Annotated in this window: 8 protein-coding genes, 14 tRNA genes and 2 rRNA genes; 19 read left to right on the plus strand and 5 right to left on the minus strand. The window is 35.7% G+C overall.

Annotated features, from left to right (window positions below; translation table 11 throughout):
- The 16 genes from ACTWP4_RS06345 to ACTWP4_RS06420 form a co-directional block, all read left to right on the plus strand.
- Nucleotides 1-125: ribosomal RNA gene (locus tag ACTWP4_RS06345) — 23S ribosomal RNA — on the plus strand; the annotation flags it as partial.
- Between the two features lie 120 nt (nt 126-245).
- Nucleotides 246-362: ribosomal RNA gene (gene rrf, locus ACTWP4_RS06350) — 5S ribosomal RNA — on the plus strand.
- Nucleotides 363-375: 13 nt separating this feature from the next.
- Nucleotides 376-450 (plus strand) — tRNA-Asn (locus ACTWP4_RS06355).
- A 3-nt stretch (nt 451-453) separates the two neighbouring features.
- Nucleotides 454-545 (plus strand) — tRNA-Ser (locus ACTWP4_RS06360).
- A gap of 11 nt (nt 546-556) precedes the next feature.
- A tRNA-Glu gene (locus ACTWP4_RS06365) sits at nt 557-631 on the plus strand.
- Between the two features lie 50 nt (nt 632-681).
- Nucleotides 682-757 (plus strand) — tRNA-Val (locus ACTWP4_RS06370).
- A 27-nt stretch (nt 758-784) separates the two neighbouring features.
- A tRNA-Met gene (locus ACTWP4_RS06375) sits at nt 785-861 on the plus strand.
- A 5-nt stretch (nt 862-866) separates the two neighbouring features.
- Nucleotides 867-943: transfer RNA gene (locus ACTWP4_RS06380), tRNA-Asp, on the plus strand.
- A 20-nt stretch (nt 944-963) separates the two neighbouring features.
- A tRNA-Phe gene (locus ACTWP4_RS06385) sits at nt 964-1,039 on the plus strand.
- Between the two features lie 44 nt (nt 1,040-1,083).
- Nucleotides 1,084-1,169: transfer RNA gene (locus ACTWP4_RS06390), tRNA-Tyr, on the plus strand.
- 31 nt (nt 1,170-1,200) lie between these two features.
- Nucleotides 1,201-1,271 (plus strand) — tRNA-Trp (locus ACTWP4_RS06395).
- Nucleotides 1,272-1,286: 15 nt separating this feature from the next.
- Nucleotides 1,287-1,362: transfer RNA gene (locus ACTWP4_RS06400), tRNA-His, on the plus strand.
- Nucleotides 1,363-1,371: 9 nt separating this feature from the next.
- Nucleotides 1,372-1,446, plus strand: a tRNA-Gln gene (locus tag ACTWP4_RS06405).
- A gap of 5 nt (nt 1,447-1,451) precedes the next feature.
- Nucleotides 1,452-1,526: transfer RNA gene (locus ACTWP4_RS06410), tRNA-Gly, on the plus strand.
- A gap of 47 nt (nt 1,527-1,573) precedes the next feature.
- Nucleotides 1,574-1,647 (plus strand) — tRNA-Cys (locus ACTWP4_RS06415).
- A 14-nt stretch (nt 1,648-1,661) separates the two neighbouring features.
- Nucleotides 1,662-1,743: transfer RNA gene (locus tag ACTWP4_RS06420), tRNA-Leu, on the plus strand.
- A 122-nt stretch (nt 1,744-1,865) separates the two neighbouring features.
- Here ACTWP4_RS06420 and ACTWP4_RS06425 read toward each other — a convergent pair.
- Entirely contained in the window at nt 1,866-2,774 is a 909-nt protein-coding gene (locus tag ACTWP4_RS06425) for a LysR family transcriptional regulator (protein WP_443127940.1), read from the minus strand.
- A 141-nt stretch (nt 2,775-2,915) separates the two neighbouring features.
- Here ACTWP4_RS06425 and ACTWP4_RS06430 point away from each other — a divergent pair, with 141 nt between their 5' ends.
- Both ACTWP4_RS06430 and ACTWP4_RS06435 read left to right on the plus strand, forming a co-directional pair.
- The gene (locus ACTWP4_RS06430) at nt 2,916-3,923 is read left to right on the plus strand and encodes an alpha/beta fold hydrolase (protein ID WP_443127941.1); all 1,008 of its coding nucleotides are present in this window, start codon (nt 2,916-2,918) and stop codon (nt 3,921-3,923) included.
- 190 nt (nt 3,924-4,113) lie between these two features.
- Nucleotides 4,114-4,398, plus strand: coding sequence for a hypothetical protein (locus tag ACTWP4_RS06435; protein WP_443127942.1), 285 nt, complete (start codon nt 4,114-4,116; stop codon nt 4,396-4,398).
- A 179-nt stretch (nt 4,399-4,577) separates the two neighbouring features.
- Here ACTWP4_RS06435 and ACTWP4_RS06440 read toward each other — a convergent pair whose 3' ends face one another.
- The 4 genes from ACTWP4_RS06440 to ACTWP4_RS06455 all read right to left on the minus strand — a co-directional run bounded on the left by ACTWP4_RS06440 (nt 4,578) and on the right by ACTWP4_RS06455 (nt 10,549).
- On the minus strand, nt 4,578-5,039 hold the full coding sequence (locus tag ACTWP4_RS06440; RefSeq protein ID WP_443127943.1) for a hypothetical protein: 462 nt from the start codon (nt 5,037-5,039) through the stop codon (nt 4,578-4,580).
- A 44-nt stretch (nt 5,040-5,083) separates the two neighbouring features.
- Complete coding sequence (locus ACTWP4_RS06445; RefSeq protein ID WP_443127944.1) at nt 5,084-6,097, minus strand: DUF3231 family protein; 1,014 nt, start codon at nt 6,095-6,097, stop codon at nt 5,084-5,086.
- A 1,165-nt stretch (nt 6,098-7,262) separates the two neighbouring features.
- A complete protein-coding gene (locus tag ACTWP4_RS06450; protein ID WP_443127945.1) occupies nt 7,263-8,834 on the minus strand; it encodes a response regulator in 1,572 nt (523 codons plus the stop codon).
- A 5-nt stretch (nt 8,835-8,839) separates the two neighbouring features.
- Nucleotides 8,840-10,549, minus strand: a complete 1,710-nt coding sequence (locus ACTWP4_RS06455) for a sensor histidine kinase (protein ID WP_443127946.1) — start codon at nt 10,547-10,549, stop codon at nt 8,840-8,842.
- Nucleotides 10,550-10,866: 317 nt separating this feature from the next.
- Between ACTWP4_RS06455 and ACTWP4_RS06460 the strand changes: the two genes are divergently transcribed.
- A complete protein-coding gene (locus ACTWP4_RS06460) occupies nt 10,867-12,180 on the plus strand; it encodes an ABC transporter substrate-binding protein (protein WP_443127947.1) in 1,314 nt (437 codons plus the stop codon).
- Nucleotides 12,181-12,211: the final 31 nt, after the last annotated feature.

The raw sequence follows: 12,211 nt of genomic DNA on the forward strand, positions 1-12,211 counted from the left end.
AGATGAGACTTCCCATCTATTCGATAGAGTAAGATCCCTCAGAGACGATGAGGTAGATAGGTTCGAGGTGGAAGCATGGTGACATGTGCAGCTGACGAATACTAATCGATCGAGGACTTAACTATATGATTTGTTTGATCTTGTTGATTCACTCTTATCTAGTTTTGAAAGTATATTAAATTTTTACTTGATTTTTTGAGAATACATAGTATAATATTCTTTGTCACTAAAAATAACAGTACAAGCCTGGTGGCGATAGCGGAGAGGTCACACCTGTTCCCATGCCGAACACAGTAGTTAAGCTCTCCAGCGCCCATGGTAGTTGGGGCTCGCGCCCCTGCAAGAGTAGGACGTTGCCAGGCACTTTTCTTCCATTCCACAGTAGCTCAGTGGTAGAGCAATCGGCTGTTAACCGATCGGTCGTAGGTTCGAATCCTACCTGTGGAGCCAAATGGAGAGCTGTCCGAGTGGCCGAAGGAGCACGATTGGAAATCGTGTGTGCGGTCAACGCCGTACCGAGGGTTCGAATCCCTCGCTCTCCGCCACTTTTAATATAGGCCCGTTGGTCAAGTGGTTAAGACACCGCCCTTTCACGGCGGTAACACGGGTTCGAATCCCGTACGGGTCACCAACAAGAATAAGTAAAGGAAGACATGTTAAGTTTACAACTTCCTGTATTATGGAGGATTAGCTCAGCTGGGAGAGCACTTGCCTTACAAGCAAGGGGTCGCAGGTTCGAGCCCTGCATCCTCCACCATTCACAAATTAATACATTTCATATTATCGCGGGGTGGAGCAGTCTGGTAGCTCGTCGGGCTCATAACCCGAAGGTCGCAAGTTCAAATCTTGCCCCCGCAACCAAATTTGGTCCGGTAGTTCAGTTGGTTAGAATGCCTGCCTGTCACGCAGGAGGTCGCGGGTTCGAGTCCCGTCCGGACCGCCACTATAAACTTATCAATTCTTGGCTCGGTAGCTCAGTCGGTAGAGCAACGGACTGAAAATCCGTGTGTCGGCGGTTCGATTCCGTCCCGAGCCACCACTTTTAAAGATTTCTCTTTCTTATTTAATAGGTTTTATAATTATGGAGGGATAGCGAAGTTGGCCAAACGCGGCGGACTGTAAATCCGCTCCCATCGGGTTCGTAGGTTCGAGTCCTACTCCCTCCACCATTTTATTAATTTTATATTGTATGATAAACGTAGGGGTATAGTTTAACGGTAGAACAGAGGTCTCCAAAACCTCCAGTGTGGGTTCGATTCCTACTACCCCTGTTTTTTCTCATTATGGCGATCATGGCGAAGTGGTTAACGCACCGGATTGTGGTTCCGGCATGCGTGGGTTCGATCCCCACTGGTCGCCCCATTAAAATATTGGGCTATAGCCAAGCGGTAAGGCAACGGTTTTTGGTACCGTCATGCGCTGGTTCGAATCCAGCTAGCCCAGCCATTCATGCGGAAGTAGTTCAGTGGTAGAACATCACCTTGCCAAGGTGGGGGTCGCGGGTTCGAATCCCGTCTTCCGCTCCATTTGTATTTAACATTTTCATTTAAATATCATATAATATGTATATCGAGGCGGCATAGCCAAGTGGTAAGGCAGAGGTCTGCAAAACCTTTATCACCGGTTCAAATCCGGTTGCCGCCTCCATTATTATTATTAATGCCTGAGTGGTGGAACTGGCATACACGCGGCACTCAAAATGCCGTGCCTTCGGGCTTGTGGGTTCGAATCCCACCTCAGGTATCATCTGAATTCTGACTTTCAACGTTCGTGTTGGAGGTCTTTTTTAGTAGATTAATTCCTATAGTTCTTGTCCCTAAACAGTTGCGGATCAATGTTCAAAGAGCTTGCAGTTGAGGTGCTTTCTAAACGGTTTTATTCTCCTCCTCTATAGCGATAACCTCCCTTGCTGCTTCTATGAAAGACAATATGATTGGTGAAAGCCATTTTTCTTTATGCCAAGCCATATGAGTATATACTTGTAGGTCCGAAAGTTGCCATGGAAGAGCAACAAGATCACCCCGTTCAACTTCTGCTTCCACTGTGATTTCAGGAAGAAAGGCAATACCGATTCCAGAAATTGCACATTGTTTAATGGCTTCGGCATTTTGAAACTCCAAATAAGTAATACTATCAATGCCCTTTTTCTCAAATGATCGGTCAAACATGGTTCGATAGGGACAGCCTTTTTCATTAACCAGTAATACTTCTCCGTGAAAATCTTCCTGTTGCAGTACAGGTTGTTTCGCAAGTGGATGATCAGGAGCAACGAACAAGCGGAAAGTTTCTTCCAGTAACGGTTCTACAGCAAGTCTCGTTGAGAGAATGGTTTCGTCCAGCATAAAGACGACATCCGCGGTTCCATCAAAGAGTGTTTGCTTGAGTTCCTGATTTGGAACAGAGCGGAAAATAAGTCGAACTCCTGGATGGCGGGAACGAAATAGCTTAAAGACAACTGGGAGGCGATAGGCGCAAAGAACCTCGTTGGCGCTTATTGTAAGGGTGCCTCTAATATCTTCGTTGTCATGAACGCTATTGCGAGCTTCGTCTAATTTGTCTAGAACGCTTTGGATATGAGTTAAAAAGCGTTTACCCGCAGTGGTGAGAACGAGCTGCTTGCCCAAGCGGTCAAAGAGAGGAACACCAAGCTCATCCTCCAATGCTTTTATTTGCATCGTAACGTTGGAGGGGACGTAGTTCAGCGCGTCCGCAGCCCGACTAAAATTTAAGGTGGAAGCAACTGTGCGAAACGTTTTCAGTTGGCGCAATTCCATTATACTTTCCCCCTTTTATTTTCAATATTATTGAATGCTGATTTGAATTTTATTCACTTTTATTGAGAGTACCATGGGATTATACTTAGTACAAGAAATACATTCTAGATGTGTTTCATTTTTGAAGGGGGCGACAATAGAATGGATTATGAGATTTTTGATTTGGGTGACGTAACCTTGCAATCAGGAGTAACGTTACCGAACGCATTTCTAGCATATAAGACTTATGGAGAATTGAATGAAAAGAAAGATAATGTGATCGTCTATCCAACTGCTTTTGGCGACCATCATGTTCAGAATGAATGGTTGATTGGAAACGGCATGGCACTAGATCCGAGGAAATATTTCATTATCGTTCCAAATCTGCTGGGAAACGGGTTATCTTCGTCTCCTAGTAATACTCATGCTCCATTCGACAAGGCTAATTTTCCTCAGGTAACCATCTATGATAACGTTAAATTTCAGCATCGACTGGTGACCGAAAAATTCGGCATTCAAAAGATCACTCTGGTAGTTGGATGGTCAATGGGAGGTGTTCAATCATTCCAATGGGGGGCAAGCTATCCCGACATGGTGGAACGAATTGCCCCCTTCTGTGGAGGTGCAAAGACTTGGCCGCAAACTTATATAGTTCTGGACGGAATGAAAGCTGCTCTCATGGCTGCAGTTGGCCATGATTTAAGTAAACTAAACCAATTGATTTCAGCAGACATGCGCGCTGTTGGTCGTGTCTATGCGGGATGGGGCTTATCTCAGACCTTTTACAAAGAGGAACTTTATCGTGAGATGGGATATGATTCATTGGAAAATTTTGTGGCTGGAGTCTGGGAAGATAGCTTTATGAGGATGGATCCACACAATGTCCTAGCTATGTTATGGACTGGACAAAATGGAGATATTAGTGCAAACTCCGTCTATAACGGAGAGTTCGATGTGGCGCTTAACAGCATTAAAGCGCTTGCTATCATCATGCCAAGTATCACGGATCTCTTCTGCACGGCGGATGATAACGAATATGAGGCTAAGCATATCCCTAATGCTGTTTTTAATCCTATCGAGTCGATCTGGGGTCATTTTGCTGGCCGTGGAATCAACAGTGTTGATAATAAATTTATTGATGACAACCTAAAGCGCTTATTGGAAACTTAAATTTGCTTAAAAAGAAACCATTTTAATCAAAGATTCTTCAAAATGGTTTCTTTTTATTTATCGTAAAATATGGGGCTGCTAGGTATTTTGATTAATCTTAAGAAATGACAGTGACTGAGTGGGATGCTTTAGCAAATATAAGTATCCTGCTTCCTCACGTTTAATATATGTATTTGGATCATGGAATTGCGTGAAAGCAGCCTTAGGATTGAGAGGTAACAAAAGAAGATACTCAGAAAAAGAACTAATAAATATTGCAAAAGAGCATAAGAAACATTTTACAAGCAAGAGAAACTGGATAGAGTATGCTCTTGAAAATAACCTGCTAACTGATATTGTTTATATTAATCACTTTGAATTTTGGAACAATGCAAAGAAAGTAATAGATATACCAATTACAAAAGGAACCAATACTAAAAAATATAAGAAAGAGGATATTGAGAAAAATCATAGACAAATAGCAACTGATGTTTAACACGAAAACTCCTTTTTAAACGCGCTAAATTAACTATTTAATTACATAGTAGACGCTTACTGTGCAACAAATGTCTTCAGAATGTCTTTAAGCTAACCAAAACATTAGAGTATACGAAGAGGTGATCCTTCAGTGAAAAATAAAAATCGCCTTGTGGAAGTGATTTGTTAAAAAGGCGATTAATTCTTTTTCACTTGTTTTATTATTTTTAAAATTAAAAATCCTATCAATAAACCTGGTAACGTGAAGAGTATTGGTAAAAACACTGGTCCAAGTAAAATCCCGAATATTTTAATTTTAGAAGAGTAGATTAACCCTATCGTCACGAAATAAGCTGCAAATACGAGAGGAATAAAGCTAAAGGGGGGAATTTTACCTTTAGCATCTTTAATTGCATCCCACATAGCAAAAAAGTATAAGCAAGGATAAAACATAAGCCATTGATAATTGGCGATTTCAATAGCAGTTAAAATATCTCCATGAAAACTAAACATAATAGCTAAGTTGAAATTCGAGTTAACATTTACAATAACCTCCAATATTATAAAGGTAATTCCTTTTATATATTTTCGGTTTAAGAGTTGAGCAAATCCTGGTAGTGCGATTGACCATAGTAATTTTTCTATCTGATCGTTGCTCATTTTATAAGCATCATCTTTCTTCTAGAGTATAAAAGGTATACACATTAATCTTTTGCTAACCTTCTATGATCTGGTATTTGTGGAGGCTGTTCTAACCAAGCATTTTTAATCATTATATCGACACCGTTTTTTGCAAACTGAGCAATCTCTGTTGATAGACGAACGTAAGACGTTGCGATATCTATTCTTAAGCTGGCTGCTGAGGCAGTTGCATAATTTGAAATACTTGAACCAATGAGCAATGATGTATGAAACATAATTAATTTATCTGAAAATGGTGACACTGTTGAATCAGTTACTTCCAAATCCCATGGCATTGGCGAGGGAAGGTCATCATCCGTTAACATAGTAGTAAAGACTTGCACATGTTTTGTTGCTATTTCCTTCCCTTTTAAACAATAGTTTCGAACTTTTTTTGACTTAGCAACCTGGGCAAAACCTGCCATAAGAGCTTTACCTACGGCGTTCGTTTCAACGTTTGCTTCGATATGAGTAATTTCTACAACATTCAAAGGCCGATTATTGTTGTTAAAATTTATCACTCCACCTAAATAGCTCTTTTTGTCAACAAAGTCAATATGATCGGAAGTTGTCACATAAGGGGATCTTACAAATAATCCTTTTGATAATAACACTTCAGCTGTTTTATTATATAACTCTGTTGAAATGTGTATCGCTTGGCTTAAGAATTGACGGACATCAGAGTGTGCAGCAGTTGCTAAAGCTACACCATAAACAGACAATCCAACTTTAGACATATTCTTAAGGTAATATAAATAATATGAATCTGAAAACAAACGTGGGGCGTTTGGACTCACATCTTCATCAGTAAATCCAATTGGCAACGTTTGGTTATCGTTTTGTAGTATTTCTTTAGAACGATTAAAATTTTCAACTGATATATCGAATGCAAATTGTAATACTGACTTTATTTCGGGATTATCAACATTGGCTAAAAAATATTTCAAAATACAAATAGAAAAACTGTTATTTTGATAGCTGCTCCAAACCACTGAAATCTCAGAAGATGTTAACCTTAGATTTTTTTCTTCTCGCATATAGTAATCCTCCATATGTATTGTTGTTAAATATTATCTGCTTATTTAGGACATTTATTCAGTTTTATTAAAAAGTGATAACTTAGCTATCTTCTAATTGGTATTGAATCATAAAGAACAGGGAGGCTTTGAAAAAAGATATAAATAAATTTGTAAATAAAAATACTTAATAAAGTAGAGAGAGCGTATTTTGAAGAGGTACATCTAACAAAACAAAGTCATTTACTGTACAGTACAACGATACTATGACATAGAAAAATGATTTAACCATCAGGGGAATTATGGAATAGTGTAAACAGCTTTGATGTTTAAGTGAATAGGAATATTGAAGAAGTTCTAATTTCCTAAAAAGAGAGCAGGTAATAAATTAAAACCTACTCTACATAATAATATAGTTAATTTACACATTTTTCACACAATACATCTAAAAAATCTTATTAAATCAGCATTTCACCTACTATTTCGACCCCGATCACCGGTATTTTATAAACGTTGAAATAAAGCGATTTGGACGAAAATCCAAGTCGCTTTTTTGCGTTTTTATGCACGTTTTAGACGTGCGAACCAAAATGCGTCAAAGACGTCTATTGTTCGAATATTAATCCGAAAGGGGTTTTTCGAATGGTACGACGTAAGAATAAACTTTCCCCGAAAGTCCTTCAAACATCAAAATCCGAAATTGATTCATTCGAATATCTCTACAATGTCTCAATAACCGTATCAAAAGCATATTGTCAAAATTTACATAATTAACCCTTTTTGATACTCTTATTTCAAGAGAATAATTGAGGAGGAAACTTATGAAGTTTTGGTAGAGATATTTTATCTGAGCGTACTAAAGCAGGGCTTAAAGGTGCAAGAGTCAGATGTCGCTCTGTGGGTAGACCCAAGAAGCCCAGCTCAAAGGTTCAACAAGCATGGGGGTAATCTCACAGATACACAGCGACATTTTTCTCAAACATCCTTATTCAGTTGCTCAAAAGTCCGCAATACTCAAATTTTCCTTAATTGTGCAGATGATAAAAAGTTTAATGCATCTTATACAATATTAATAAAAAGGGACTTTGCATAACCTCGACAATATATTATCATTCTATTGATTATTAAAAGGGGTCAGTTTTGCTCCGCTTTGATCCACTCTCTGTACCAGTCAATATTATATAATTTATGATCGAAATTCTGACGGAGTTTTACCATAATATTTTTTAAAACTTGCACTAAAGTAATATTGATTAGCATAACCCACTAGTTCACTAATATCTTTTATTTTAAGTTGTGGATTTTCTAGTAATTCTTTTGCTCGCTCCATTCTGATTTTCGTAATATATTTTGGAATGTTTGTGTTTGCCGCTCTTTTGAAGATTGAACCAATATACGATGCATTGAGATTTATTTCTTCAGCAATACTATTAAGGTTTAAATTATAATCCATGTAATGGTTATGGATATAGTTTTTAATTTCCTCTGTAACAATCTCTGTCCTGTTTGAAATGGATTGATCAAATTTACTACACAACTTTTCACACAGAATATAAAAATGATTTGTTATTTGTTCAAGTGTTTCCATTTCATGAATATCAACAAAAAACAAAGATACTTGTTGGCTCCATTTATTATCAATAATGTTCGTATCCTGTGAGAATTTCATTATTCTGGAAATTAATTTATAAATATGAGCATGAATAAAATTTTTCGATGCACCTTGATCAGTCCAATGCAATCGCAAGTTATCAATAAATTGTTTGATTTCTTCTAAATTATTGGTTGAAATCAATCGAACTAGTAAATCTTCCTCTTCATCGGTAAAAATGAGCGGAGATTGTTGGCGATCATCTAATTCTTTCGCAATAAAGATATTTGTTTCAGGGTATATGAATTGATGTTCAAGAGCCTGTTCAGCTCTATTAAATGAGATAGAAATGTCCCAAATATCTTTTACAATGACTCCAATTCCAATTTTATAAGAAAGTATTGTTTGAAAAAAGTTTGAAAACTTTTCTAAATCCCGATTTAGTCTCTTATACTGATCTTTCTGTGTTCCAATAATGAAAATAATATTATCTCCTTGTTGAAAAGAGTATATTGAACCCATTGTAATAAAAGAATGATAGAAAGCATTTTTTAATTGAATAAGAGAAATATGACACTGTTCAATATTATGACTTGTCATTAATGTACGCAAATTTTTGATATCAAAAATAATACAAACATATGCTTCATCATTTGTGTTGATTTCCAAAAATCTAGCTTGTTCAGCTAAATAATAGGAAGCATACTTTGGACTGGATTCAATTAAGTCAATAAAGAATTTCTCTGTTAATAGTGGTTTGTTTTCTTTGATTTGATATAAAATATCATTTTCTTCATCAATTTTTTCTACTGTAGAATTTAATAATTTATGAAGATATTCGAAATCTATCGGTTTTTCAATATAATCACATACATCTAACCTTACAGCTTCTTGGGCATAACGAAATTCATCATAGGCACTAATAAAAATTACTTTTATCATAGGGTTTAGCACTAAAGCTTTCTTAGTTAATTCTATGCCATTCATGGAAGGCATATTTATATCAGTAATAATCAAATCAATACTTTGCTTTTGTAGGCAGTTTAAAGCTTCTTCAGGATTGGTGAAAATATCAACAACTTCTATATTTAATTGCTCCCAATTTATTTGACGAAAGATACCTTCGCTTGTTTTATAATTATCATCAACGATTATGATTTTCTTCATGGTTGTCATTCTCCTTCTGAATCTAACTCGTTTTCAGACAGCATGGGATTCATTCTCATTTTTATTGTCGTTCCTTTATGCAAGTGACTGTAAATTTTCAAAGGTTGGTTTTGATTCGTAAATCTTAATAATCGAAAGTTAACATTACTAATACCAAAGAATTTATTGGAATCAACTTCTTTTGTTTTTAAAGCATTTGTTATTTTTTGTAAAATCGCGCACTCTATTCCAACCCCATCATCTTGTATTTGAATAAGTATGTCGTCCTCGTCGTATAGGATATTAATTTGGATATGAAGTGTAGTTTTTCCATTATATAGTCCGTGTTTAATAGAGTTCTCAATTATCGGTTGCAAAACAAACTTTGGTATCAAGAAATTTTCTATCATTTCATCTTTCTTAATATTCCAAGAGAACGTATTTTCCTTATTAATACTCTCTATCTCCAAAAATAATTGGACAATTTCTAATTCATCTTTTATTGGAATTAGCTCCTCTTCTTTACGTAATAATAAACGATAGAATCTAGCTAATCTTGTGATCATTTCATTAGCTTCTGATATGTTTCCTGAACTTTGACAGCTTTTAATCGAGTCTAAAATATTATATAAGAAATGTGGATTTATTTTAGCTTGTTGCAATTCAAACTGCATCTTTTCTTCAATTTCTTTCATTTCAATGATTTGTTCAAAATCTTCCTTCATCTTCTTCGACATATCGTTAAATACTTGTGAAAGCAGGTCAAATTCATCATGGTATTCCGTCTGTTTTGATACTGGAAGATTTATATTGGTAAGAGCAGCCTTACTGCTATTAGATTTGTATCTTTTCAATGTAGACGCTATTTTATTCACTCTTTTACTTAAATTCACAGAAATGAATAAACTACTAATAATAGCTGCAACAATCGTTAAAATAACAGTAATCCATAGTATATTGATTAATATTTGTGTATTATTTCGAATGTATTTATTCGGAACTTCTGTGATCACATTCCACTGAGTGACAGGATTTTTAAGCGTAATAAGGGTAGTATCCCCTCTCTCCAGTACTGTGACGTTTTCTGTTGTGCCTTTCTGTATCGCATCAGTAATAGTGGTTTTATTTACAAAATTGGGGTTGCCTATAATAGTTTTTCCGAATTCATTAGTAATAAATATATTAATCGAGTCTTCAAGTTCTCTTTCTTGTAATACTTTTTTGATTTCATCTGTGGGTATATCTATAAAATAAACATACTCAATCTGATTGCTGTTAGCTAGTTGAAACGCTTTATAGGTAGAGATGTAATTTTGTGGTGTGTTTGAATTATATTTTACAAAAGGTTCTGTTATATCTGACATTACTCGCCAATTGTTTTGGTTCGTCTGTGACTTTAACTGATCTATTGAGAGATTTCTATTTTGTAAATCATCATAGGAAAAGAAAGTAATCCCTTCACTACTAAAGATGTAATTCTCGTTTGTGTATACACTGATATTCCTGAAATTAAATGTACTACTTAAATTAAATAAGCTATTTCGAACATTACTATATGTATTTAATTGACTTGTTAGAGAAGTATTTGGTTGTAATATTAATGAATACATATGATATTCCATTACATCTGCAGCATTTTGCATTTGATTAAACCTTTCTGATAAAGAAGCGTTTAATTGCGTACTTGAATAAGTTACGGAATCAATTATTTTATCTTTGGCAATACTGTAAGCCAATACATAGGAGGATACACCAACTATAATTATAGGGATAACAGCAATAATTAGAAAATTAACCATAATTTTATTTCTGAATTTAGAAAAAAATGATTTTATGTTTATTAGTAGAAACCGCAAATCTATTCACCAACTTTAGTGGATTTGTTATTACTTAATATACTATCTTCTAGGGGAAAATTTAAGTGAACCTAGAATTTTTATAAAGAAAACCTATAAAATTTACATTTTCTATTTCTTGTCGACACTCTATAATGCAAAGTATAGGATCCTTAAATTGATGTAAGCGCTTATAATAAAAGTGGGAGGTTTTCGCAATGTTAAAAAATAAGTTTCGCTCTAGTTTATTGTTAATGGTCGTTGCAATGTTCATGTCATTATTAATAGGTTGTGTTGGTGTAAATAATTCAAGTGAGGATGATCAAGATTCGAATAATGCTGGAGAAACAAATTCAGAAGAAGGGTCTGAAAATGTAGAAGGTGAAACCATTACTTGGATGACAAATGATTCTTCGAGAGAAGGATGGGATGATTTAGAACAAAAAATATTAGATGAAACAGGCGTAGGAATCGATGTAATTGTTACTCCTACTAATCCCGATGATATGGTAGCAAGAATGACAACCATTCTTTCTTCTGGCGATACAGAAGTTGATATTATGCATATTAATGATGAGTTGATGACGGCTTTTTCACGGGCGGGCTATTTAGAGCCACTTGAGAATGATGTAATGACAGAAGATGTTATATCAAATTATGCAGAACAATATATGAATGATATACCTACGTATGAAGGAAGCGTATATTCTGTTCCTAGTTATTTAGAAATATTAGCATTCTGGGTAAACAACCAATTTTTAGATGAAGCTGGAATGGAAGCACCAACTAATAAAGAAGAATTTCTAGAATATGCACGTGCAGTTACTGATGTAGATGAAGGTGTGTATGGATACGGTGGTGCATGGGAAAGAAGTTATGTATTTAATGAAATAGGTACATTTATAAATTTATTTGGTGGAGATTATTTTGACTGGGAAAATCCTAAAACCCAGGAAGCACTACAGTTTTTACATGATCTAGCACATGAAGAAGAAGTAACACCAGTTAGTCAATTGGCGGATATTTATGACCCAATGATTCAGAAATTTATCGATGATAAATATGGTATGTTGTTTATGTATACAGGGGCTATTCCAACGTTTGATGAAGCAGGGGCTTATGGTCCTGATCAGTTAGATATTGCTCCGATGCCTACGTTTGAAACGAATGATGCTTATATTGCTTCTTGGCACCATGTCATTAATGGTTCTTCTGAGAAAAAAGAAGCATCGAAAAAAGTGTTGGAATACTTGGCTTCACCAGAAGGTCAAGTAGCGTATTATGAAATGTCTGGACGTTTACCAGCGAGATTAGATGTGTTAAATGATCCTGATTTTTCTGCTCCAGGCTTAGAGCATGTACAACAATATATTGAACAAAGTACGTTAAGAGGGCGACCTTTAGTTCCACAATCTATGGAGTTTGTAACTGGAATCGGTAGTATATTCCAAAATTATGTATCAGATGAGATTACATTAGATGAAGCTGTTGAACAAGCACAATCCGAAATTGACCGACTAGCTAATCAATAGCATATTACTTATCGGGAGAAGATAATCTTCT

The sequence above is a fragment of the Gracilibacillus sp. D59 genome (assembly GCF_052246695.1).
Taxonomy (GTDB): Bacteria; Bacillota; Bacilli; order Bacillales; family Amphibacillaceae; genus Gracilibacillus.